Origin of the sequence: Streptomyces sp. NPDC079020 (assembly GCF_044542225.1) — a bacterium.
Lineage (GTDB): Bacteria > Actinomycetota > Actinomycetes > Streptomycetales > Streptomycetaceae > Streptomyces.
The window spans coordinates 43,058-66,681 of sequence record NZ_JBITUB010000020.1 but is presented as its reverse complement, the minus strand read 5'-3'; the positions used below and the strand labels follow the sequence as shown (position 1 = coordinate 66,681).

The 23,624-nt window shown below is 71.8% G+C and carries 23 protein-coding genes and 1 riboswitch; of the genes, 10 read left to right on the top strand and 13 right to left on the bottom strand.

All coding sequences use genetic code 11. From position 1 onward, the window contains the following. Entirely contained in the window at positions 1-702 is a 702-nt protein-coding gene (locus tag ACIGJO_RS31140; protein ID WP_399963887.1) for a sigma-70 family RNA polymerase sigma factor, read from the bottom strand. A 301-nt stretch (positions 703-1,003) separates the two neighbouring features. Here ACIGJO_RS31140 and ACIGJO_RS31135 point away from each other — a divergent pair, with 301 nt between their 5' ends. The 6 genes from ACIGJO_RS31135 (at position 1,004) to ACIGJO_RS31110 (ending at position 6,280) form a co-directional block, all read left to right on the top strand. Then, complete coding sequence (locus tag ACIGJO_RS31135) at positions 1,004-1,477, top strand: carboxymuconolactone decarboxylase family protein (protein ID WP_399963965.1); 474 nt, start codon at positions 1,004-1,006, stop codon at positions 1,475-1,477. Positions 1,478-1,760: 283 nt separating this feature from the next. Next, positions 1,761-2,483 (top strand): VOC family protein, encoded by a 723-nt coding sequence (locus ACIGJO_RS31130; RefSeq protein ID WP_399963885.1) that lies wholly within the window; start codon positions 1,761-1,763, stop codon positions 2,481-2,483. Between the two features lie 564 nt (positions 2,484-3,047). After that, a complete protein-coding gene (locus ACIGJO_RS31125; protein WP_399963883.1) occupies positions 3,048-3,941 on the top strand; it encodes an RNA polymerase sigma-70 factor in 894 nt (297 codons plus the stop codon). A 343-nt stretch (positions 3,942-4,284) separates the two neighbouring features. Next, positions 4,285-5,031, top strand: a complete 747-nt coding sequence (locus ACIGJO_RS31120) for an SDR family oxidoreductase (protein ID WP_399963881.1) — start codon at positions 4,285-4,287, stop codon at positions 5,029-5,031. 253 nt (positions 5,032-5,284) lie between these two features. After that, positions 5,285-5,527 carry a hypothetical protein gene (locus ACIGJO_RS31115; protein WP_399963879.1) on the top strand — a complete coding sequence of 81 codons (243 nt, stop codon included), beginning with the start codon at positions 5,285-5,287 and terminating at the stop codon, positions 5,525-5,527. Positions 5,528-5,695: 168 nt separating this feature from the next. Continuing rightward, positions 5,696-6,280 carry a hypothetical protein gene (locus ACIGJO_RS31110; protein WP_399963876.1) on the top strand — a complete coding sequence of 195 codons (585 nt, stop codon included), beginning with the start codon at positions 5,696-5,698 and terminating at the stop codon, positions 6,278-6,280. Between the two features lie 118 nt (positions 6,281-6,398). On the opposite strand, the gene ACIGJO_RS31105 is transcribed toward ACIGJO_RS31110, so the two are convergent. After that, the gene (locus ACIGJO_RS31105) at positions 6,399-7,769 is read right to left on the bottom strand and encodes a peptidase C39 family protein (protein WP_399963874.1); all 1,371 of its coding nucleotides are present in this window, start codon (positions 7,767-7,769) and stop codon (positions 6,399-6,401) included. A gap of 185 nt (positions 7,770-7,954) precedes the next feature. Between ACIGJO_RS31105 and ACIGJO_RS31100 the strand changes: the two genes are divergently transcribed. Together ACIGJO_RS31100 and ACIGJO_RS31095 are read left to right on the top strand one after the other, a co-directional pair. Continuing rightward, entirely contained in the window at positions 7,955-8,566 is a 612-nt protein-coding gene (locus ACIGJO_RS31100; protein WP_399963872.1) for a uridine kinase, read from the top strand. Between the two features lie 330 nt (positions 8,567-8,896). Beyond that, entirely contained in the window at positions 8,897-10,837 is a 1,941-nt protein-coding gene (locus ACIGJO_RS31095; protein ID WP_399963963.1) for an AAA family ATPase, read from the top strand. Between the two features lie 204 nt (positions 10,838-11,041). Here the strand turns inward: ACIGJO_RS31095 and ACIGJO_RS31090 are convergent, their stop codons facing one another. The 10 genes from ACIGJO_RS31090 to ribD form a co-directional block, all read right to left on the bottom strand. Further along, positions 11,042-12,145: a hemolysin family protein gene (locus ACIGJO_RS31090; RefSeq protein WP_399963870.1), complete on the bottom strand. Its 1,104-nt coding sequence runs from the start codon at positions 12,143-12,145 to the stop codon at positions 11,042-11,044. Then, the gene (locus ACIGJO_RS31085; RefSeq protein WP_399963868.1) at positions 12,142-13,515 is read right to left on the bottom strand and encodes a hemolysin family protein; all 1,374 of its coding nucleotides are present in this window, start codon (positions 13,513-13,515) and stop codon (positions 12,142-12,144) included. The genes ACIGJO_RS31090 and ACIGJO_RS31085 overlap by 4 nt, the downstream gene beginning before the upstream one ends. A gap of 188 nt (positions 13,516-13,703) precedes the next feature. Continuing rightward, on the bottom strand, positions 13,704-14,180 hold the full coding sequence (locus ACIGJO_RS31080; RefSeq protein ID WP_399963866.1) for a PH domain-containing protein: 477 nt from the start codon (positions 14,178-14,180) through the stop codon (positions 13,704-13,706). A gap of 43 nt (positions 14,181-14,223) precedes the next feature. Then, entirely contained in the window at positions 14,224-15,072 is an 849-nt protein-coding gene (gene hisG, locus ACIGJO_RS31075; protein WP_266929143.1) for an ATP phosphoribosyltransferase, read from the bottom strand. A gap of 61 nt (positions 15,073-15,133) precedes the next feature. Next, positions 15,134-15,406, bottom strand: coding sequence for a phosphoribosyl-ATP diphosphatase (locus ACIGJO_RS31070; RefSeq protein WP_031097852.1), 273 nt, complete (start codon positions 15,404-15,406; stop codon positions 15,134-15,136). 35 nt (positions 15,407-15,441) lie between these two features. After that, the gene (gene ribH, locus ACIGJO_RS31065) at positions 15,442-15,927 is read right to left on the bottom strand and encodes a 6,7-dimethyl-8-ribityllumazine synthase (protein WP_399963862.1); all 486 of its coding nucleotides are present in this window, start codon (positions 15,925-15,927) and stop codon (positions 15,442-15,444) included. A gap of 57 nt (positions 15,928-15,984) precedes the next feature. Beyond that, positions 15,985-17,283 (bottom strand): bifunctional 3,4-dihydroxy-2-butanone-4-phosphate synthase/GTP cyclohydrolase II, encoded by a 1,299-nt coding sequence (locus ACIGJO_RS31060; RefSeq protein ID WP_399963860.1) that lies wholly within the window; start codon positions 17,281-17,283, stop codon positions 15,985-15,987. Further along, positions 17,280-17,924 carry a nicotinamide riboside transporter PnuC gene (locus ACIGJO_RS31055; protein ID WP_399963858.1) on the bottom strand — a complete coding sequence of 215 codons (645 nt, stop codon included), beginning with the start codon at positions 17,922-17,924 and terminating at the stop codon, positions 17,280-17,282. The genes ACIGJO_RS31060 and ACIGJO_RS31055 overlap by 4 nt, the downstream gene beginning before the upstream one ends. Beyond that, positions 17,921-18,577, bottom strand: a complete 657-nt coding sequence (locus ACIGJO_RS31050) for a riboflavin synthase (protein ID WP_399963856.1) — start codon at positions 18,575-18,577, stop codon at positions 17,921-17,923. Before ACIGJO_RS31050 ends, ACIGJO_RS31055 begins: the two co-directional genes overlap by 4 nt. Then, positions 18,578-19,678: a bifunctional diaminohydroxyphosphoribosylaminopyrimidine deaminase/5-amino-6-(5-phosphoribosylamino)uracil reductase RibD gene (gene ribD / locus ACIGJO_RS31045; RefSeq protein WP_399963854.1), complete on the bottom strand. Its 1,101-nt coding sequence runs from the start codon at positions 19,676-19,678 to the stop codon at positions 18,578-18,580. Positions 19,679-19,837: 159 nt separating this feature from the next. Continuing rightward, positions 19,838-19,968, bottom strand: a riboswitch (FMN riboswitch). A gap of 150 nt (positions 19,969-20,118) precedes the next feature. Between ribD and ACIGJO_RS31040 the strand changes: the two genes are divergently transcribed. Then, complete coding sequence (locus ACIGJO_RS31040; RefSeq protein ID WP_399963852.1) at positions 20,119-20,865, top strand: SDR family oxidoreductase; 747 nt, start codon at positions 20,119-20,121, stop codon at positions 20,863-20,865. 43 nt (positions 20,866-20,908) lie between these two features. Here ACIGJO_RS31040 and ACIGJO_RS31035 read toward each other — a convergent pair whose 3' ends face one another. Continuing rightward, the gene (locus ACIGJO_RS31035) at positions 20,909-22,099 is read right to left on the bottom strand and encodes an ROK family transcriptional regulator (protein ID WP_399963849.1); all 1,191 of its coding nucleotides are present in this window, start codon (positions 22,097-22,099) and stop codon (positions 20,909-20,911) included. 162 nt (positions 22,100-22,261) lie between these two features. Between ACIGJO_RS31035 and ACIGJO_RS31030 the strand changes: the two genes are divergently transcribed. Further along, complete coding sequence (locus ACIGJO_RS31030) at positions 22,262-23,521, top strand: MFS transporter (RefSeq protein ID WP_399963847.1); 1,260 nt, start codon at positions 22,262-22,264, stop codon at positions 23,519-23,521. Positions 23,522-23,624 lie beyond the last annotated feature (103 nt).

Below are 23,624 nucleotides of genomic sequence, written 5' to 3'. Positions count from 1 at the left end.
TCAACGAGGTTGTGGAGCAGGAGGACCGGGCTCCTGGAGCAGGTCGGTCAGGTGCGTCATGTCGCCCGATCGCGCCGCGTCGAGGAAGGCTTCGAGCAGCCTGTCCCGCTGTGCCGGATGGACCGGATTGTGCCCGTGTCCGGCGAGACGCCTGCGGGCCCTGACCGCCAGTTGCCGCGCGTTGGCCTCGCTGAGCCCGAGCAGCTCGGCGATCTCACGGAACGGATACTCGAATGCCTCGCGCAGGACGTACACGGCGCGTTCCACGGGGGACAGCCGTTGCATCATCAGCCGGACCGCGAACGCGAGCGACTCCCGGCGTTCGGCCTCCCCCACCGGATCGACGGATGCGATCCCGCGTTCCGGGCCCCATGCGCCGGCACTGACCTCGCGACGGGCGCGGGCCGAGGTCGCCGCGTTGAGCGCGAGCCGGGTCGTGATGGTGACGAGGAACGCGACCCGATCGCGTACCTGCGCCCGGTCCGCGCCCTGCCAGCGCACCCACACGTCCTGAACGACGTCCTCGGCGTCGGCGGCCCGGCCCAGAGTCCGGTAGGCGATCCCGAACAGCAGGGAACGGACGCTCTCGAAGTGCACTGCCGTCTCGGGCCCGGGACGAACGGCGGTCGCCGTCGCGTTCCCGGTCGTACCCGCGCCCGACGGGCCTGACTCCGACACGTCGTCGATGCTGGACACGTGCATGACGATCTTCCCCACTCCCGGTGGTCCGGACCGCCGGGCCCGGTTCGTCGTGCGCCGAGGCCCGGCTCGGTGACCCAGCCACCGTCGTCCGGAGGGGGTGCCGGGCGCGCCCGTGGAAACCCGGGTGTACCCCCGGGCGGAGGCACGGCCCGTCGTCCGGGCCCGGGTGCGGGGAGGGGCATGCGCCCTGGGACGGGGCGGACACCCTTCACATATGACGCAGGTCACATCGCAGGTCTGTCACAGTTCGCGGGTCAGCCAGGTCATCAGTGCGAATCCGCACTACGGCGAGGAGCACACCATGGATGCGCGTCTCAACTACTTCGGCAATGCGCTGGGGGCCAAGGTCCTGAAGCACATCAACTCGGCAGGCAAGGTGGTCTCGGACTCCACGCTGCCGCACGCGACACAGGAACTGGTGAAGATCCGCGCCAGCCAGATCAACGGCTGCGGCTTCTGCACCGACATGCACACCAAGGACGCCACCCACGCGGGCGAGTCCGTTCAGCGTCTCCATCTGGTGGCGGCCTGGCGGGAGGCCACGGTCTTCACCGACGCCGAACGCGCCGCGCTGGAACTGACGGAGCAGGGCACCCGGCTCGCCGACGCCGCCGGCGGCGTCACCGACGAGGCCTGGGCGAACGCCGCCAAGCACTTCGACGAGGACCAGCTGGCCGCGCTGATCTCCCTCATCGCCGTCATCAACGCCTACAACCGCATCAACGTCATCAACCAGCAGCCTGCCGGGAGCTATCAGCCCGGACAGTTCGGCTGAGTCGCCCGGCACAGCCGAGCATGTGCCTCCCGCCCCCGCCGCACGCCGGGGACGGGAGGCGGGGGCGGGCGGACCTCCGGGCCCGGCCATGACCGCCTTCCCCTCTCCCCTGCACACGGTGTCACACGATTTATGTCACCGGACCGCGCGATCGTCATCCTGCTCAGGCCCCTGCTCCTCCCCGGCGAAACCCGGATGCGGATACCGCACGCCCGGCTCTAGGCTGCGCCCGCGGGTCGCGAGGCGCCGTATCGGCCGTCAGGGAATCGGAGACACACGAGGTATGACCAGTCAACTGTTCGCGATCTGCTTCAACGCGACCCGGCCTTCGGGCCTGGCGCGCTTCTGGTCCGGAGTCCTGGGCTGGGAGTTGGCCGACGGTCCGGACGACGACGCCGCGATCCTGCCCCCCGATGCCGCCGGGTTCCGCATCCGGTTCCTGCCTGGCCAGGAGCCGAAGACCGGCCAGAACCAGGCGCACTTCGATCTGACGAGCACCTCGCCGGAGAATCAGCGGGAGACGGTGACCAGAACGCTGGAACTCGGCGGGAAGCACATCGACGTGGGTCAGCTCCCGGAAGAGGGGCATGTGGTGCTCGCCGACCCGGACGGCAACGAGTTCTGCGTGATCAGGGCGGGCAACGCGTTCCTCGCCGACACCGGCTTCATCGGAGCAGTCGCCTGCGACGGTACGCAGGCGGTCGGCTACTTCTGGAGCGAGGCGCTGCGGTGGCCGCTGGTCTGGGACCAGGACCAGGAGACCGCGATCCAATCGCCGAACGGCGGCACGAAGATCACATGGGGTGGTCCTCCGGTGGCGCCGAAGACGGGTACGAACAGGCTGTACTTCGAGCTGGCGCTCCCCGCCGACGCCGACCGGGAGACGGAGATCGACCGCCTGGTCTCGCTCGGCGCGACGCGCCCCGGCATCGGCGAGGACGACAGCGGCCGGGTGCTGATGCTCGACCCCGACGGCAACGAGTTCTCCGTACGGAGGCCCGGGTAGCGGCGCTTCGCCGCGACGGCTGCGGCCGTGACGGCGTGCGGGAGACGGGGACGAGGCGTCCGGCCACGCCGGGCGGCGCTCATCCCACGGTGTGTCCTCCCACGCGGCGGTCCCCCGCCGGTCGGCCCGCACAGTGGTGCGCGGGGGCACGAGGCGGGCGCGCTGTGGCGGCTCCTCCTCGGGGACACGATCGGACATGGGCCCTCCCCGGAGCGCCCGTCGTGGTCACCTCGAACCGGATACGCGCGTCGTCGAGCGTGTGGTCCGGCGGTTCGCCGCGTGGTTGTCCGGCACGGTGTGCGCCTTCCGTGGGTTCGTCATGGGCCGGGGCAGCACCCTGGCGGTCGCCCGGCCGCGTTTCCCCGGCCGCTCATCAGTGATGACCGGCCAGGGGATGGATCTGTGACAGGTGAGGCGGTCCGCGGCCGGAATCCTGCGATGTCACAACGGCGGCGCGCACGCTGTCTCAAAACTGACCTCGCCGATCCGGGTTCGCCCGGCTGAACCGACGCCGCGTTCCGCCGGTTTGTAGCATGAGGACGATCAAGCGGGAACGGAGCGACCATGCACGCCGGCGACGACGCCTCCCTCGACCGGGCGGCGAAGGACTTCCTCGCGGTGCGGCCGCGGCTGTTCGGCATCGCCTACCGCATGCTCGGCAGCGCGGCGGAGGCCGAGGACATCGTGCAGGACGCCTGGCTGCGCTGGCAGGGGGCCGACCGGTCCCAGGTCCTCGAACCGGCGGCCTTCCTGACCACGGTCACCACACGTCTGGCCATCAACGTCGCCCAGTCCGCCCGGGTACGACGGGAGTCGTACACGGGTCCGTGGCTGCCCGAGCCGGTCAACACCAGCGTGGACCCGCAAGTGGGGGCGGAGCGGGCCGAGGCGCTGGAACTGGCCGTCCTGCTGCTCCTGGAGAAGCTGAACCCGGTGGAACGGGCCGCCTACGTCCTGCGCGAGGCCTTCGAGTACCCCTACCGGCTGGTCGCGGACATCCTGGAGACGACCGAACCCAACAGCCGCCAGCTGGTCAGCCGGGCTCGCAAGCACCTGGCCGCCGAGCGCAGGGAGCAGGTCAGCTCCGCCGACCACCGGCGCCTGCTCACGGTGTTCCTGGACGCCGCTCGGACCGGGAATCTGACGGTGCTCGAACAGGTACTCGCCGCCGATGTCGTCAGCTACTCCGACGGCGGCGGGGTGCGCGGCGCCTCGCGGATCCCGGTCCTCGGACGTACGCACGTCGCCAAGTACCTCGTGGCGTTCGCGCCGCGCTTCTGGCCCCGGGCGCAGCTGCGGTGGACGGAGGCCAACGGCCGGCCGGCCGTGCTCGTCTCCTCCGCCGGGGACGCCGTGGCCCTGCTGTCCGTGGATGTGTCCGCGGAGGGGATCGACCGGATCATGTGGGTCATGAACCCCGCGAAGTTGTCACCCTTCGTGGCGTCCTTGACCGGCTGAAGGCTCGCCCCCGCGCTTCGCGCGCTGCCCGTCGGAGTGAGGAGCGGTCGCGGAACCGCTCACCGCCCATGTGCCCGACGGGCGCCGACGGGCACAGAAGGGCCGTTTCCCGCCGCGTACATCCCCGCGTTCCCGTACGTTCGGCGGGTGCTCACCCCGTGCGTGCGCGCGGGGCCGCCGGCTGACGGAGAAGAAAGTCCAGAGATTCTTCCGGGCGCCTGTCACAGACACAGGGACCCTCCGGTCTTTACTCATTGAAGTCGGAAAGAAGCCGATGCCGAAGCGCTGACAGATCTCGGACCGCGCGGGCGCATCCAAAGAATCTCCCGAGAGGATTCCCCTCATGAAGGTTGTCGTCATCGGCGGTACCGGGCTCATCGGCTCGAAGGTGGTCGCCAGGCTCAACGACCACGGCCACCATGCGGTGCCGGCCGCGCCCAGCACCGGTGTCAACACACTCACCGGTGAGGGTCTCGCCGAGGTTCTTGAGGGCGCCCAGGTCGTGGTCGACGTGTCGAACTCCCCCTCGTTCGCGGACGACGCCGTCATGGAGTTCTTCCGTACCTCGACCACCAACCTCCACAAGGCCGAGGCCGAGGCCGGTGTGGCCCACCATGTCGCTCTGTCGGTGGTCGGCACCGAGCACCTGCAGGAGAGTGGGTACTTCCGTGCCAAGCAGGCGCAGGAAGAGCTGATCAAGGCGTCCGGGATTCCGTACTCCATCGTCCGTGCCACACAGTTCTTCGAGTTCATGAAGGGCATCGCCGACGAGGCGACGGACGGGGACACCGTGCGTCTGGCTCCGGTCGGGATCAGGCCCGTCCACTCCGACGACGTGGCCGCCGCCGTGGGCCGCGCGGCTGTCGGCACGCCTGTCAACGGCCGGGTGGAGGTGGCGGGCCCCGACACGTTCCAGCTGGACGAGCTCATCCGCGAGACCCTCGCCGCGAAGAACGACCCGCGCACGGTGGTGGCGGATCCGCGCGCCAGGTACTTCGGCGCCGTGCTCGGGGAGACCACGCTCCTGCCCGGTCCCGACGCGCAGATCGCCGGCACCCGCTTCACCGACTGGCCGGCCCGGCAGTCCTGAGCTCCCGGGTGGCCCGGTCCCAGGGCCACCCCGGCTTCGGCGGCCGGTCCCTCCCGCCGTACGGATCCCACCGCGGCGGATTTCCCGTCCGCGCGTTTTCGCATTCCACCCCGTTCGACATCCCGCTCACGAGGAAGGGGCTCGCTATGCCCGAAATCGGCAATGCGGCCACGGAATCCCGCGTCGGCCCGTACGGACATCCGACCGGCTCCCACTCCCTGCGTCCACCGTGCACGCGGAAAGGCAGCCCCCTGTGAAACGCTCCGAAACCCCACGCGCCGCCGCGGCCACCGCGCAGTCGCTGGCCGCTGAGGCCTTCTCGCTCCAGTCCCGGATCACCGACCTGCGCCGCTCGCTCGCTCTGCTCAACGTGCAGATGCAGTCCGTGTCCGACACCCTGCTCCGGCTCCGGGCCGTCAGTTCCGGGGACGCGCTCCCCGCGCCGGTTCCCTCCCCCGGGCCCTTACCTCCGCGGACCGGGGCGCCCACGTCCTGAGAGCCCGGGAGGCGTGCGCGAAGCGCCGTGGGGGCGCCTCGGTCTCTCGTCGAAGCGAGGGTGTACCCGCCTATGATGTCCGGCAGTACCCAACGTGGGAACCGGACAACATTTCGAGGGATGCCGGGCGCGGATGCGACCACAACGGGTCGAGGACGAGAGGAAGACATGGTCTCCGTACCCCATAGGGCACATGACATCGAGGTCACCGCGGAGAGCCTGCAGGAGGACCTCGCCCGTCTGATGATCCAGAAGCAGGCCCTGGAGCGGGAACTGGCCGCGGTCGTCGCCCATCTCAGCTCCGTACAGCGGGCTCTCGGCACCCTTCAGACCCTGATGTCCCCTGCCGGATCAGCACCCTCCGACACCGTCGGCCCCGCGCCCGGCCACGGGGCCGGGGCTGCCGCACACCTGGAACCGCTGCCGCGGTCAACGGCTGGACGTCCGGACCCCGGCCCCGGCCCCGGCCCCGGCCGGGAGCCTGAATCCACGGCCACTCCCGAGAAGCACAGCCCGGCACCGGTGTCCTCCCACGAGGCGGGCGGGCACAAGCAGTACGGCAGGCTCACCGAACAGATCCTGGAGTACTTCGCAGGGGTCGGCGATGTCGAGGTACGCGCCCGCGATGTCGCCGCGGCGCTCGGCCGCGCCACGGACAACTCCAGCATCAACGCTGTCCGAAGCACCCTCGACCGCCTGGTCGGCACGTCCCGGGTCCGCCGCACGGGCCGCGGCCTGTACCGCGCCGTGTAGGTACCCCACGATCACTTGGCCCGATCCCGTACACCACCGTGTCACACTCCGGCTGCGCGTCGGGGAGCGGGCGGGGTGCACCCGGCCGGGGTCCGGCCGGACCCCGGCCGGGTGCACCTCACAGCAGGCCGAGCGCCTTGAGAACCCGGCGCTGGCCCGGTGCGGGCCTGGCGGGCCAGTAGACGTAGCAGACCCCGCCCGTACCGCTTCTGACCTTGCCGTTCGCGTCGTAGCGCTTGGTGCGGAGCCAGATGTTCTCCCATTCACGGCGCAGGTAGACGCGGCGCACGGCGGGGTTGTCGGGCGAGGCGGGGTCGTTGGCGATGATGTCGCCCCGTTCGGTGAAGCCGATCACCGTCATCAGGTGGCCCGAGGTCCCGTAGCCCGCCCCGGTCAGCTCCTCCTTGAGGAAGGACTGCGAGGTGATGACGGGGATGCCCGCGTGGACCAGCCGCTCCACATCGGTCAGCGAGCCGAGCCGGGTGACGGCGGCGCTCATGTCCCGGTACGTGGCGGCGTAGGCGGCGTTGAAGGGCCAGTTGCCGCATCCCTCGTACTGGTAGTCGAAGGTGTAACGGGCCGCGTGGCAGATCTGCGGGTCGGCGAGGCCCGGCTTCACCCACGCGAGGTCCTCCGCCGTGGCGCTGCGCCCCCAGTACTCGATGATCATCTGCGAGGAGGTGGGGCTGCACCACGCCTCGCCCCCGTTGTCGTACTCGGGGTACTCCCCCACGTGGACGTTCTGCGAGTAGCGCGGCACCCGCAGCTCGCGGACGAGGCCGGGGGCGGTGGCCGGGACGGTGAACCGGTCGGGGACGTCCGAGGCCATCGCGCCGAGCCGCCACAGCGTCGGGGTGAGCCTGCTGCCCGGGGTGCGGTGGAGCGTCGCCCGCAGCCGGTACGAGGCCAGCCGCAGCCCGCTCGCCGGGTCGTCCACCGAGAACGTGTCGGTCCAGACCGAGCTCCTGCCGTCGGTCTGGTCGTCGACGGAGGTGCGCCGGATGTCGCCGTCGCCGGCCGCCCAGCGCCCCATGACGAACCAGGGCGTCGTGGTTCCGTCCGTGTACTCGCCGCCCAGCTCCACCTGGATCCAGGTGCCCGCCGGGGTGTCGGCGTTCCACGAGGCGATCACCTCGGTGGCCGGAACGGTGGAGCGGTGGACGGGCGAGGTCCAGGTCGCGTACTCCCAGGCGGCGGTCCTCCCGGTGTGCGGGTCGGTGTAGTCGGTGCGCCCGGCGGGGGCGGCGATCACCAGACCCGGCCTGCGGCCGGTCACGGCACGGGTTCCGTCCCCCGAGCCGCAGCGCCAGTCGGTGTATGTGCTCCAGAAACGGTTGTCCACGTCCGAGACTGCCACCGGGGATGCTGGGGAGCGGTTGGAGGAAGGGGCCGCGGCCGTCGCGGAACCCGCGGCGATCACCGGGCCGGTGCCCGCCGCCGCGGCGAGTGCGGCGGTCAGTACGGTTCTGCGTGAAGTCGGTCTGGTCATGGGCGAGACCCCCGGTCGTGAGCGGAATGGGGCTGCGGATGCCGATCGGTGCGCCAACTATCCCGGGTCACCGCCTCGTTCGGCCAGTGATTCGTCCTGTGCCGCACCACCAATATTGGTCTGCTCCACTGGCGTGACCTGCGGCGGCTCCGGACCCGGTGGCGGCCCCTGCGTACGCTGGGCACATGGACGACCTGACCGGCCGGGCCGGAGCCCTGCGCTCCCTGCCCCCTTCCTGCGGGCCGGTGCGGCTGATCGCGATCGACGGACACGCCGGCTCGGGCAAGAGCACCCTCGCGGCCCGGCTCGCGACGGCGCTCGGCGGCGCGCCCGTACTGCACCTGGACGACTTCGCCACCCATGAACAGTTCTTCGACTGGACGGACCGGCTGCGCGAGCAGGTGCTCCGGCCGTTCTCACGCGGAGAACCCGCCCGCTGCGCCCCGTACGACTGGACATCCCGGCGCTTCGGCCCGGCGCGGACGGTGGAGCCCGCGCCCGTGGTGCTGATCGAGGGGGTCGGGGCCGGCCGCCGGGCGCTGCGCCCGCAGCTGGCCGCGCTGTACTGGATGGAGTGGGACCGGGCCGCGTCCTGGGCGCGGGGCAGGCATCGCGACGGGCCGGAGCTCGCGGAGTTCTGGGACGGCTGGACCGCCGCCGAGGAACGGCACTTCGCCGACGATCCCTCACGTCCCTTCGCCGATGCGCTGGTACGCCAGTTGTCCGAGGGATACGAGTGGCTGCCGGGACCTCGCACGGATGCGGGAACGAACCGTTCCGTCACCCACGGTGAATGACTTACGGGATCGTGCTGAGCAGCCGGAAATCGGCCCGGAAGTACCCCAACTCGGCTTGACCGAGGGGCCTTACAGGTCTTACGTTCTCATTGTGCGGCTTTTCGGAGCCCCCACAGACGCGAAGCCCCCGATTGTTCCCCCGTGATCGGGGGCTTCGTTCTGCTCTCATCCCCGCTCCCCTCCTGCCGCACCGGGCGATCCGATCACCCTCGGTCACGGTCTCACCTGCGCCGACGGTCTCTTAACCGCTCACCCTCCGTACCGGTACGATGCACCTCGGTGCGGTCAATTCCCCTCCTCGGCACAGTGATTCAGCGCGCTCCGGTGGGCATGCTGTGCGGGCGGGACATCCTGGGGGCACGGTTTGTGGGGGACCTGATGGACATCGGCACGCAGGGCGCACAGGCCCCGGCCGACCTCGCCTGGCTGCGCGGCGTGGACGCCTACACCATGGGCGCGTATCCGCAGGCCGAGGAGGAGTTCAGAACCGCGGTGCGGTTCGATCCCGGCATGGCGGACGGCTGGCTCGGACTGCACGCGCTGCGCATCGACACCACCACGGCGCTGCTGCGCATGTACCGCCACCGCGAGCGTTTCGGCGAACAGCGCTCCCGCCATCGCCGCACACTCAACTCCTGGTACTGGCTGGGCTGGTGGGTCCAGCCGGTGCTGGAGAGCCCCCGCGATCTGCTGCTCGCGCACGCCTCGCACTGGCTGGACGGCCGCCATGTGCCGGAGCTGGACCGGGCCCTGGCCGGGCTGCCCCCGGTCGACACGGACCCGCAGGTGCGGTTCCTGCACGCCTGCCGTTCCTATCTCGTCAAGGACTGGGACCAGCTCGTCCGCAACACCGAGCAGCTCGTCGACGATCCGATGCTCGGCATCGAGGCCGGACTCTTCGGCGGCATGGCGCGGGTGCGCATGGAGATGTACGGGCAGGCCGAACCGCTCCTCTCGGCCGCCCTGATGCGCTGCCGCAGCGAGCAGCCGCAGCGCAAGGAGCTGCGCTACTGGCTGGCGAGGGCCCACGAGGGGACGGGGCGCAGCGCCGCCGCCCTGCCGCTCTACCGTGCGGTGCACCGCGTCGATCCGGCCTTCATGGACACCTCCGCCCGGCTCGCGGCGATCTCCGAGGGCGACGGGTACGACGAATCGGCGGATCTGGCCTCCGTGTCACTGACCGGGTTCGGCGCGGACGCCACGGGTGCGGAGCCCCAGCCGGAGGCCGACTCCCCGCTCGGCACCGACCTCGTGGAGGGCAGGGAACCGTGGCCGGACGCGGAACCGGTGGCCGCCGCACCACCGCCGGTCGAGGGCGTACGGCGCAGGACCGCGGGAGCGCCGAGGGCGACCGCGTTCCCCGCCGGGCCCAGTGATCCCGTACTGCTGGCCCGCGCGCTGGCGGAACTGGAGCGCATGGTCGGCCTGGAACCGGTCAAGCGCCAGGTCAAGGCCCTGTCGGCGCAGCTGAACATGGCGCGGCTGCGGGCCGAGCAGGGGCTGCCCGTCCAGCCCCCGAAACGCCACTTCGTCTTCTCCGGCCCCTCCGGCACCGGCAAGACCACGGTGGCCCGCATTCTGGGCCGGGTCTTCTACGCGCTCGGGCTGCTCGGCGGCGACCATCTGGTCGAGGCCCAACGGGCCGACCTGGTAGGGGAGTTCCTGGGGCAGACGGCGGTCAAGGCCAATGAGCTGATCGACTCGGCGCTCGGCGGGGTGCTCTTCGTGGACGAGGCGTACAGCCTGTCCAACTCGGGCTACAGCAAGGGCGACGCGTACGGCGACGAGGCGCTCCAGGTTCTCCTGAAGCGGGCCGAGGACAACCGGGACCATCTCGTCGTCATCCTCGCGGGCTATCCGGAGGGCATGGACCGGCTGCTCGCCACCAATCCCGGGCTCTCCTCCCGCTTCACCAGCCGGGTGGACTTCCCGAGCTACCGCCCCCTGGAGCTCACCGCGATCGGCGGGGTGCTGGCCGCCGAGAACGGCGATGTGTGGGACGAGGAGTCGGTGGACGAGCTGCGCAGCATCAGCGGGCATGTCGTCGACCAGGGCTGGATCGACGAGCTGGGCAACGGCCGCTTCCTGCGGACGCTGTACGAGAAGAGCTGCGCGTACCGGGATCTGCGGCTGTCGGGGTACGCGGCCATGCCGACGCGCGACGATCTGGCGACGCTGCGGCTGCCCGATCTGATGCAGGCGTACGGAGAGGTGCTCTCGGGGCGGGGTCCGGCGGACCGGGGGCCGCAGCAGGAGCCGGGGGCCGGCTGACGGCTCGGTCCGGGGCGCCGTGGCCGCCGGCGCCTCCGGGGTTCCGGAGTGCGCGGGGCGCAGCGGGACCGGAAGGGGTCTTCCCCGGTGCGCCGGGCAGTGGGGCCGGAGGCGGTCTTTCCCAGCGCGCCGGACAGCGGGGCCGGGCTGTGTCCTCCCGCACCGGACGGGTCTGATCCGCGCCCGTCCGGTGCGGCGCTCCTGTCAGGTCCGTCCCGCCAGGGTCTTCCGTTCCTGCTGGTGGGCCGGTACGTCCACCGCGCGTCGGGGGACCGAGACTCGGTGGGCCGGGTCGCGGACCTCTCCCACCAGCATCTCCAGGACGTCCTCCATGGCGACCAGGCCGAGCACCCGGCCCGACCCGTCGGCCACCTGGGCCAGATGGGTCGCGGCGCGGCGCATCACGGTCAGGGCGTCGTCGAGCGGCAGCTCGGCGCGCACCGTGGCCATGGGGCGCCAGAGCTGCTGGGGGACGGCGCGGTCGCCGTCCTCCAGATCGAGGACGTCCTTGACGTGCAGGTAGCCCATGAAGGGGCCGCTGCCCTCCGCGCAGACCGGGAAGCGTGAGTATCCGGTCCGCACGGTCAGCTCCTCGATGCGCCGCGGGGTGACGGAGGGATCCACCGTCACCAGCGACGACCGCTCCAGGAGCACATCGGTGACCGGACGGCTGCCCAGTCCGAGGGCGTCCTCCAGCCGCTCCTGGGCCTCCGGCTCCAGCAGTCCGGCCTGCCCGGAGTCCTCCACCAGCCGGTTGAGCTGCTCGCTGGTGAAGACGGCCTCGACCTCGTCCTTCGGCTCGACCCGGAAGACCCGCAGCACCAGCCGGGCACAGGTGCCCAGTGCCGAGGTGACGGGGCGGCAGAGCCGGGCGAAGCCGACCAGTCCGGGGCTGAGCCACAGGGCGGTCTTCTCCGGAGCCGCCATCGCCAGGTTCTTCGGGACCATCTCGCCGATGACGAGGTGGAGGAAGACCACGGAGACGAGGGCCAGGGCGTAGCCGAGCGGATGGATGAGCCCCTCGGGGACCCGCGCCGCGTGGAAGACGGGTTCGAGGAGGTGGGCCACGGTCGGCTCGGCGACGGCGCCCAGGGTGAGTGAGCAGATGGTGATGCCGAACTGGGCGGCGGCCATCATCTGCGGCAGGTTCTCCAGTCCGTACAGGACCTGGCGGGCCCGGCCCGATCCGCTCGCGGCGAGCGGTTCGACCTGGCTGCGGCGTACGGAGACGAGTGCGAACTCGGCGCCGACGAAGAAGCCGTTCGCCAGCACCAGGAGCCCGGCGAACAGCAGCTGGACCAGGCTCATCGCACGGCCTCCAGCAGCCCTCGTGCGGAGGGCGCCGCGGCCGTTCCCGTCCCGGCCGGGTCCGGCGTACGGGTGAAGCGGACCTGTTCGGCGCGGTAGTGGCCGACCTGGCGGACGGAGATCCGCCAGCCGGGGAGCTCGGCGCGGTCCCCGGGGGCGGGGATGCGGCCGAGCAGATCGGCGACCAGTCCGGCCACCGTCTCGTACGGCCCGTCGGGTACCTCCAGGCCTATCCGGCGCAGGGTGAGGACCCGGCAGCTGCCCTCGGCGTCCCAGACCGTGCGGCCGTCCTCGCCGACGGCGGTGGCCAGCTCGGGCCGGTCGTCGCCCTCCGCGTCGTGCTCGTCGCGGACCTCGCCGACGAGCTCCTCGATGATGTCCTCAAGGGTGACGACTCCGGCGGTGCCGCCGTACTCGTCGACGACGACGGCGATCGGCTGCTCGTTGCGCAGCCGCTGGAGGAGCTGTTCGACGGGCAGGCTCTCCGGCACCAGGAGCGGTGGTACGGCGATCCGGCCCGCCTGGGTGCGCAGCCTGTCCTGGGCGGGGACGGCGAGGGCGTCCTTGAGATGGACCATGCCGACGACCTCGTCGATGCGGTCCCGGTAGACGGGAAAGCGGGAGAGGCCGGTGGCGCGGGTGAGGTTGAGGACATCCGCCGCGGTCGCCGACGACTGGAGGGCGCTCACCTTCACGCGGGGCGTCATCACATGCTGGGCGGTCAGGCCCGCCAGTGACAGCGTCCGTACGAAGAGGTCGGCGGTGTCCTGTTCCAGCGTGCCGGCCCGCGCCGAGTGTCTGGCCAGGGAGACCAGTTCGCCCGGGGTACGGGCGGAGGCCAGCTCATCGGTGGGCTCGACGCCCAGCAGCCGCACCAGCCGGTTGGCGACGGTGTTCAGTACGGTGATCACGGGCCGCAGCACGGCGGAGAAGCGGTGCTGGGGTCCGGCGACGAAGCGGGCGACCTGGAGCGGTCTGGAGACCGCCCAGTTCTTCGGTACGAGTTCGCCGATGACCATCTGGACGGCTGCGGCGAGCAGCATGCCGATGACCACGCTGACGCCGGGGGCGGCGCCCTCGGGCAGTCCGGCCGTGGTGAGGGGTCCGGCGAGCAGCTGGGCCAGTGCCGGTTCGGCGAGCATGCCGACGACCAGCGAGGTGATGGTGATGCCGAGCTGGGTGCCGGAGAGCTGGAAGGAGAGTTCTCGCAGGGCTTCGACGACGGTACGGGCCCGCCGGTCGCCCTCGGCGGCCGCGCGTTCGGCGTCCGGCCGCTCCACGGTGACGAGCCCGAATTCGGCTGCCACGAAGAATCCGTTGGCGAGGATGAGAAGGAATGCCGCGCTCAGGAGCAGCAGGGGGGTGGTCATGCCGCCGCCTCCTGGGAAGGGGCGGCGCAGGTACTACCGGACGATCCGTCCATTGCTGGAGGGAGTCACTCCTCGGGTCGCAGGAAAAGCCCCGCGGGCCCCGGAGGGCCCCTCTGGTGCGGGGCGGGGCGCCACAGGGCGCCGCCGCCCTCCAGAGTAATCAAGAAGAGGCCGGACGGGGCAGGGGCTCAGTCGTTCTCCGTCACGGTGTCCGCCCCGGTGCCATGGGTCTCGGCGAGGGCGCGCAGCGCACGGGCGTCGCGGATGGCCTGCTTCTTGGCGATTCCGGGCTGGATACCGAGGGCGGGCAGGCTGGTGCCGTCGCTGAGGTCGAGGAAGACCCAGGGGTCACCGACCCGCAGGTTGACGCGGAGGATCTCCGCCCAGGCCAGCCTGCGGGTACGGGTGAGGTTGACGACGGTGACGCCGGTGTCGTCGGCGACCACCTTGGGCCTGCTGAGCAGGGCCAGGACGCCGAAGAACAGCGCGGCGACGAAGATGAAGCTGGTCCGCTCCCCCGGGTTCAGCTTCTCCAGGGTCAGGGCGATGACGGTGATGACCAGGAACATCGCCAGGCCCACGGCCAGCAGGACCACCCGGGTGAGGGTGGGCCTGAAGGTGACCGGGAGGGCGGGCTGTTCGGGCCGGGGCGCGGAGGCGGACATCAGGGGCTCTTCTTGTCTGTCGGTGTTCTCGGTGCCCCTGCCGTCAGAGACGGCAGGCGTGGATGGCCGTGGTGAGGATGGCGCGGGCACCGAGCTCGTACAGGTCGTCCATGATCCGCTGCGCCTCCTTGGCGGCGACCATGGAGCGGACGGCGACCCAGCCCTCGTGGTGCAGCGGGGAGATGGTCGGCGACTCCAGGCCCGGGGTGAGGGCCACGGCGCGCTCCAGGTGCTCGACGCGGCAGTCGTAGTCCATCATCACGTAGGAGCGGGCGACCAGGACGCCCTGGAGGCGGCGCAGGAACTGCTGCACCTTCGGGTCGTCCGCGGGGGCGCCGGTCCGCCGGATGACCACGGCCTCCGACGTCATGATCGGCTCGCCGATCACTTCGAGTCCGGCGTTGCGCAGGCTGGTTCCGGTCTCCACCACATCGGCGATGACCTGGGCGACCCCGAGCTCGATGGCGGTCTCGACGGCGCCGTCGAGGTGGACGACGGAGGCGTTGACGCCCGCGTCGGCCAGGTGCTTGGCGACGATGCCCTCGTAGGACGTGGCGATCGTCATTCCGTCGAAGTCCTGCGGGCCGTGGGCGGTGCCGGGCCTGGTGGCGTAACGGAAGGTGGAGCGGGCGAAGCCGAGCTGGAGGATCTCCTCGGCGTCGGCTCCGGAGTCCAGCAGCAGGTCACGGCCGGTGACGCCGATGTCGAGCCGGCCGGAGCTGACGTAGATCGCGATGTCGCGGGGCCGCAGGTAGAAGAACTCGACCTCGTTCTCCGGGTCGACGAGAACGAGTTCCTTGGACTCCTTGCGCTGCTGGTATCCGGCCTCATGGAGCATCGCCATCGCAGGCCCGGAGAGTGAACCCTTGTTGGGGACGGCGATGCGCAGCATGGGGTCAGGTCCTTTGGTGCGAAGGGGTGGGCTGTGCGGACGTGCGGAAGCGGCGTTCGGCTCAGAGATGGGCGTAGACGTCGTCGAGGGAGATTCCGCGGGCGACCATCATCACCTGGACGTGGTACAGCAGCTGCGAGATCTCCTCGGCGGCGGCTTCCTTGCCCTCGTACTCGGCGGCCATCCAGACCTCGGCCGCCTCCTCGACGACCTTCTTGCCGATGGCATGCACTCCCTTGTCCACCAGTTCGGCGGTGCGGGAGGTGGAGGGATCGCCGTCGGCGGCCTTGAGCTGCAGCTCGGCGAAGAGCTCTTCGAAGGTTTTGTTCGCCATGATGGTCCTTAGAATACGGGGTCGCCGGCCCTCCCTCAGCGCCAGGGTTCGCTGACGGCACGCAGGGTCGCGGCGGTGGCGACGGCCGCCGTGACCGCTTCGTGGCCCTTGTCCTCGTTGGACCCTTCGAGACCGGCCCGGTCCAGTGCCTGCTCCTCCGTGTCACAGGTCAGGACGCCGAATCCGACCGGGACCCCGGTGTCGACGGTGACCTGGGTGAGGCCGGCGGTGACGCCCTGGGAGACGTACTCGAAGTGGGGGGTTCCGCCGCGGATGATGACGCCGAGGGCCACGATCGCGTCGTAGCCCCGGCCCGCGAGGACCTTGGCGACGACGGGGAGTTCGAAGCTGCCGGGGACCCGGAGCAGGGTCGGCTCGTCGATGCCGAGTTCGCGCAGCGCACGCAGGGCGCCGTCGACGAGTCCGTCCATGATCTTCTCGTGCCACTGCGCGGCGACCACGGCCACCCGCAGGTCACCGCAGTTGCGTACGGACAGTTCGGGTGCGCCCTTGCCGCTCATGTTTCTCCTACTGCTCGTTCCGTGGGGTCACGGGAGGAATGGTGGGACGGGTTGCGGCTACTGGTTGCCGCAGGCCGGCGCGGTGGCACCGTCGAGCCACGGCAGGTCGTGGCCCATACGGTCGCGCTTGGTGCGCAGGTACCGCAGATTGTGCTCGCCGGCCTGTACGGGCATGGGTTCGCGGCCGGTGACGGCGAGTCCGTGGCGGACGACCGCGGCGGTCTTGTCGGGGTTGTTGGTCATCAGCCGGAGACTGGCGACGCCGAGGTCCGCGAGGATCCGGGCGCCCGCCGCGTAGTCACGGGCGTCGGCGGGCAGGCCGAGCTCCAGATTGGCGTCGAGGGTGTCGGACCCGCGCTCCTGGAGTTCGTACGCGCGCAGCTTGGAGAGCAGTCCGATGCCGCGGCCCTCGTGACCGCGCAGATAGACGACGACGCCGCGGCCCCGTTCGGTGATGCGTCGCATGGCGGCGTGCAGCTGAGGGCCGCAGTCGCAGCGCTGGGAGGCGAAGATGTCGCCGGTCAGGCACTCCGAGTGGATCCGTACGAGGACGTCCTCGCCGTCGCCGATGTCGCCGTGGACGAGCGCCACGTGCTCGACGCCGTCGACGGTGGAGCGGTAGCCGTACGCGGTGAACTCACCGAACGCGGTCGGCAGCCGGACCTCGGCCTCGCGGCGGACGGCGGGTTCGGCGCTGCGGCGGTAGGCGATCAGGTCCTCGATGGAGATGATCGTCAGACCGTGCTTACGGGCGAAGGGGACGAGTTCGGGCAGCCGCAGCATCACACCGTCCTCGCCCGCGATCTCCACGATCGCCCCGGCGGGACGCAGCCCGGCCAGCCGGGCGAGGTCGACGGCGGCCTCGGTGTGGCCGTTGCGGACGAGGACACCGCCGCTGCGCGCCCGCAGCGGGAAGACATGTCCGGGGCGGACGAAGTCGCCGGGGCCGGCCACGCCGCCCGCCAGCATGCGCAGCGTGGTGGCGCGGTCCGCGGCGGAGATGCCGGTGCTCACGCCGTGTGCGGACGAGGCGTCGACGGAGACGGTGAAGGCGGTCTTCATCGACTCGGTGTTGTGGTCGACCATCTGCGGCAGTTCGAGCCGTTCCAGCTCGGCGCTCTCCATCGGCGCGCAGATCAGGCCGCGGCATTCGCTCATCATGAACGCGACGATCTCGGGGGTCGCCTTCTCGGCGGCGATGACGAGGTCGCCCTCGTTCTCGCGGTCCTCGTCGTCCACGACGACGACGGGCCGGCCCGCGGCGATGTCGCGAATGGCCTGCTCGACGGGGTCGAGGGCGAGGTCCAGGGCGAGGTGGGCGTGATCCCGGTGCAACCAGGTGGGCTGGGCAGTCATGCCGTGGCTCCTTCCAGAGCGGGTGTCCGCGTACGCAGCCACCAGTCGCGCATGCCCCACAGGACGAGGGCGCCGTATACGACGTAGATGAGACCGGAGAAGGCGAGTCCGCTGTGGAAATTGAGCGGTACGCCGACCAGGTCGACCAGGAGCCAGGCGAACCAGAACTCGACCATGCCGCGCGCCTGGGCGAGCATCGCCACGAGCGTGCCCGCGAAGATGTAGGCGTCCGCCCACGGGCTCCAGGACAGCGACGGGAACGCGGTGAAGAGGCCGCCGACGGCCAGGGTGCCCAGGGCCGCGCCGCCGATCAGGAAGCCGCGCTCGCGCCAGGTGGCGAACCGTACGGCGATACTGCCGTCCTGGGCCTGCCGCCTGCCGCGGGTCCACTGCTGCCAGCCCCAGACGGCGACGGCGATGACCACCAGCTGCTTGCCGACGCTGCCCGCCTGGTGCACGGAGACATTGGCCGCGACCAGGACGACGCCGGAGAGGAGCTGGGCGGGCCAGGTCCAGATGGAGCGCAGCCAGCCGAGGGTGAGCGCCGCCACCCCGATCGTGTTGCCGATCATGTCCGACCAGATGATGTGCTGCCCGAGGACGGTGAACGCCTCCGAGTTCAGCCAGGTGAGCGCGCTCATGTCACCGGCTCCCCGGGGTCCGGCACCACGCCCCGGGCCGCGCCGGGGGAAGCGCCCGGGACCGCGTTGGCGCCCAGCAGCCGCTCGACGTACTTCGCGATCACGTCCACCTCCAGGTTGACCGGGTCGCCCGGCTGCTTGATGCCGAGCGTGGTCAGGGCCAGGGTGGTGGGGATGAGGCTGATGGTGAAGTGGTCGGCCTCCGCGTCGACGACGGTCAGGCTCACCCCGTCGACGGTGATGGACCCCTTCTCCACCACGTAGCGGGTCAGCTCCGCGGGCAGGGAGATCTTCACGATCTCCCAGTTCTCGGAGACCGTGCGCTGGACGATGCGGCCGGTGCCGTCGACATGGCCCTGGACGATGTGTCCGCCGAGTCTGCCGCCGAGTGCCATGGGGCGCTCCAGGTTGACCCGGGAGCCGGTCGTGAGGGCACCGAGGCTGGAGCGGTCGAGCGTCTCCGCCATCACGTCGGCCGTGAACTCGTGGTCGCCGAGGTCCACCACGGTGAGGCAGACACCGTTGACGGCGATGGAGTCGCCGTGTTTGGCGCCTTCGGTGACGACGGGGCCCCGCAGGCGGAATCGGGAGGCGTCGTCGAGCTTCTCGACGGCGGTGACCTCACCCAGTTCTTCGACAATTCCGGTGAACACTCAGTTTCCCTTCCGAGCGGTGACAGGGACGGCGGTGACGCGCAGATCGGGGCCGATACGGGAGGTCTCGGTCACTTCGAGGCGCAACGCCTGGGAGATGGTGGAGATTCCGGCGTCGGCGAGGGCGGACGGGCCCGCGCCGAGCAGAACGGGTGCGAGATAGCCGACGACCTTGTCGACCATGCCCGCGGCGACGAAGGCGCCGGCCAGCGTCGGCCCGCCTTCGAGGAGCAGGGACCGGACGCCGCGCGAGTGCAGGGCGGCGAGCAGGGCCGGCAGATCCAGGCCGGGCCCGGCGGCGGCCCGGGGCAGCCGCAGGACGGCCGCTTCGGGCAGGTGCGCGGCGGGGACGCCGTCCGCGACCGCGATCAGGGTGGGCGCCGTGTCGTCGAGGACGCGGGCACCGGGCCCGACGGCGGTGGCCCCGGTGTCGACGACCACCCGCAGCGGCTGGGTGGCACCCTCGATGCCGCGCGCCGCCAGCTGGGGGTCGTCGATACGGACGGTGCCGGACCCGACGACCACGGCGTCGGCCTCGGCGCGCAGCCGGTGGACGTCGGCGCGGGCCTCGGGCGAGGTGATCCAGCGGCTGGTGGTGTCGGCGGCGGCGATCCGGCCGTCGAGGGTGGCCGCGTACTTCCACAGGACGTACGGGCGGCCGAGCCGCACCGAGGTGAGCCAGGCCGCGTTGCCCGCCGCCGCCTCGTCGGCCAGGAGGCCCCCCGTCACCTGGACCCCGGCCCGGCGCAGGGTCTCCGCGCCGCCGGTGGCCTGCGGGTTCGGGTCGCCGACCGCGTACACGACGCGGCTGATCCCGGCGTCCAGGAGCGCCTGCGCGCAGGGGCCGGTGCGTCCAGTGTGGTTACAGGGTTCGAGGGTGACGTAGGCGGTGCCGCCCCGGGCCCGGCCGCCGGCCGCGCGCAGCGCGTGTATCTCGGCGTGCGGCCCTCCGGCGCGCTGGTGGAAGCCTTCTCCGGCCATCTCTCCGGCGGCGTCGGCGATCACGCATCCGACGACCGGATTGGGGCTGGTGGAGCCGAGTCCGCGGGCTGCGAGCACGATCGCTCGGCGCATGGCGGTGATGTCGGCTGCGGTGGCCACCGGGTCCTCCTGCCTCTTCGGGCACGGACTCCGGGGCCTGTCGATGACGACAGATGAAGCGGAACACCACGGGAACGCCGAAATCCGAGGGCACGGACGCTGCTGTCCCGGTGATCCGGAACAGACGTCCGCCTACGGCGGCGTACCGGTGACGACCCGCCGCGCACTGCCTCCCATCCGGACTTTCACCGTCGGTCCAGGAATCTCACCTGGTCAACCGGCCGCTGGCTGCGGACGGGTCGCGGACTATAACCGCCGGTTCGGAATTGCACCGACCCCGGAGTGCGCTGCTACTGGTACGCAATCAGTCTGCCACGGACCGCCCTCGGCCATGCGGGTGATGTCTGTGCGCTGGCTCACAGGGCAACCTCGAAGAAGTGGGCGCGCCCCCCCGGCCGGTGAACCGCCCGGTCTCCCGCCGCTCTGGCACGCTTGCGTCCATGACGACGATCCTGGTGACCGGCGGTACCGGAACACTCGGCCGGCAGGTCGCCTCGCGGCTGCGCGACTCCGGGGCGGACGTCCGCGTACTGAGCCGCCGCTCCCCCTCGTACGCCGTCGATCTGCGCGACGGCAAGGGGCTGGACGCCGCGGTGGAGGGGGTGGACGCGATCGTGCACTGCGCGACCGCTCCCGGCGGCGGTGACGACAGGGCGGCCGGGCATCTCCTCGCCGCCTCGAAGCGGGCCGGGGTGCCCCATCTGGTCTATATCTCGATCGTCGGTGTGGACCGGGTGCCGCTCGGTTACTACACCGTCAAGCACCGGGTCGAGCGGATGATCGAGGAATCGGGACTCGGCTGGACGGTCCTGCGGACCACCCAGTTCCACGATCTCGTGCTGCGCGTGCTCTCCCCCGCCGCCCGGCTGCCCGTGCTGCCGGTGCCCGCGGGGGTCTCGGTCCAGCCGGTGGACAGCGGTGAGGTCGCGGAGCGGCTGGCCGGGCTGGCGCTCGGCGGCCCGGCCGGACGGGTGCCCGACATGGGCGGCCCCGAGGTCCGGGAGCTGACCGGGCTGGCCGCCGCCTTTCTCCGGGCCACCGGCCGCAGGAGGCGTGTGGTGCCGGTACGGCTGGCGGGCAGGGCGTACTCGGGTTTCCGGAGCGGAGGTCATCTGACACCCGAACGGGCCGTGGGCACGACGACGTTCGAGGAGTTCCTCACCAGGAGGTACCGCCGCCCGGTGTGAGCGGCTCCCACGGCTCCCACAGCGCCCACGGCTCCTTCGGGGCTCAGCCGCCCGGGGCGAACAGCGCGTCCTGGGCCGCCTCGCGCGCCGTGAGCAGCGCGCCGCGCAGCACGGCGGCGCCGCCGAGCGATCCGGCGCGCACCTCGGTGCGCAGGGGGGACATCCCGGCCAGCCGCTCCTCGACCCGGTGGGCGAGACCGGCCCCGCCCGCGTGGCCGACCTCGCCCGCCAGCACCACACAGCCCGGGTCGAGCACCGCGGCCACGGAGGCGCACCCGAGCGCCAGCCGGTCGGCGAGGGCGTCCAGGAACGGGGCGCCCGCCGCTCCCCGGCCGAGGGCGGTCCGGACGGCGGCCGCGGCGGCGGGCTCCGCGTCTCCCCCGGCGGCGGACACGGGCACCTCGATACCGTGGCCGGCGGCCAGTTCGCAGATGGCCGCCGAGCCCACCAGGGTGTGGAAGCCGCCCTCGCAGCTGACGGCCGAGGGAATCCCCGGGGTACCGGGCACCGGCAGGAAGCCGATCTCCCCCGCGCCGCCCGAGGCACCCCGGCGCAGCTTCCCGTCCAGCATCACGGCGGCGCCGATGCCGTGGCCGAGCCAGAGCAGGACGAACGTGTCGCGGTCGCGGGCCGCGCCGACCCGGTGCTCGGCGACGGCGGCCAGATTGGTCTCGTTCTCCACCAGGACGGTGGCGGGCAGCCGCTGCTGGAGCACCCGGACCAGGCCCCGGTGCCAGGCGGGCAGACCACTGGTGTCGCGCAGTTCGCCGGTGACCGGGTCGATCAGCCCCGGTGCGCCGACGCCGACGCTGTGCAGGGGGGCCGTCCCGGCCTCGCGCGCGGTGCGTTCGAGGAGCGCGACGGCCTGCTCGACGGCGGGTTCCGTGCCGGTGTCGCTGCCGATCGGCATGGTGGCCTCGGCGCGGGTGGACCCCAGCAGATCGGCGACGACCACGGCGACGCTCCCGGTGCGCACATCGAGGGCCGCGAGGTGGGCGCGGTTGGCGACGATCCCGTACAGCCGCGCGTTGGGACCGCGGCGGGCGGCTCCGCTCTCGCCGACGACCTGGATCAGCCCGGAGTCCCGCAGGCGCTCGACCAGGTCGGCGACCGTGGGGCGGGACAGGCCGGTCAGCGTCTTGAGCTGTGTCGCCGTCAAGGGGCCGTCCCGCTGGAGCAGTCGCAGGGCGAGCCGGTCGTTGATGGCTCGGGCGGTGCTCGGTGAAGCGGGCATGCCGGGATCCTTCCAGATCACGTCGTACTCATTCCATGCGCGGCCGGCGGGAAGGCGGTCTATTTATCAGGCAGGGTTCCTGATAGTTTACGCCCCGGATCGCGGGCAGAGGCGTCGGAGCAGACCCGGCGGGCCAGAATCTCCAGGGGAGGGCGCGGCGGTATGACAACGGATTCCACAGGTACGGCCTTCGGCACGGATCAGGTCAGGCGGGCCAGATTCGCGATCGCCGCCGTCTTTACCGTGCACGGGTCGGTGACCGGCAGTTTCGCGACCCGGGTGCCCTGGATCCAGGACCATGCCGGGGTCAGCGCCGGTCAGCTCGGTATCGCCCTGGCCTTCCCTGCGATCGGCGCCTCGCTCGCCATGCCGCTGGCCGGCCGCATCAGCCATCGCTTCGGTGCCAGGACCGCCCTGCGCGGGCTGCTGGCGCTGTGGACTCTCGCCCTGGTGCTGCCCGCGCTGGCCCCGAACCTGGTGACGCTCTGCGCGGCGCTGTTCGTCTACGGGGCGACGGCGGGGATGTCCGACGTGGCGATGAACGCGCTGGGCGTCGAGGTGGAGAACCGTCTCGACCGTTCGATCATGTCGGGCCTGCACGGGATGTGGAGCGTGGGCGCGCTGATCGGCTCGGCCGCCGGTACGGTCGCCGCCCATCTGGGCACCGACGCGCGGCTGCATCACACGCTGGCCGCGCTCGCCCTCAGCCTGCTCGGGCTGATCGCCTGTCAGGGGGTCCTGGATCTGCGCAGCGAGCCGGACGAGGAACCTCCGCCGCGCTTCACCCTGCCGCCGAAGTCGGCGCTGATCATCGGCGCGGTCGGGTTCTGCGCGGTGTTCGCCGAGGGCGCCAGCCTGGACTGGTCGGCGGTCTACCTCCGGGACATCATGGGGAGTTCGGCGGGTCTCGCCGCCGCGTCCACCACGGCGTTCGCGCTGACGATGGCGGTGGCGCGGATCGCCGGGGACCGGATCGTCGACCGGTTCGGGGCGGTGCGCACGGTGCGCGTCGGGGGTGCGCTGGCGACCGTCGGAGGACTGCTGGTCGTGCTGTCGCCCGACCCCGCGGTGGCGCTGTGCGGCTTCGGGCTGCTGGGGCTCGGCGTGGCGGTCGTGGTGCCGCTGGCCTTCGCCGCGGCCGGGCGCAGCGGGCCGAACCCGAGCCAGGCCATCGCGGGCGTGGCCACCATCACGTACACCTCGGGGCTCATCGCCCCCTCGGCGATCGGCTCGCTCGCCGAGGCCACGTCACTCGTCGTGTCGTTCGGTCTGGTGACGGTGCTGGCGTTCGGTCTGATCCTGGGGGCCGGGGTGCTGCGGGCGGGCGACCGCAAGGTCACCGGGCCGGACGCGGGGCCGTCCGGGCCGTCCGGGCCCGGCACCGTGCCGGCCAGGAGCGTGGTGGAGCGCGGCGGGAGCTGAACCGGGCGCGCGGGCCCGGTCCTCCCGCCCCGTACGTCGTGCGGGGCGGGAGCTGAACCGGGCCGCCTGCCGTGTCCGGCGGTTTCCGCGCCGGTGACGGGCG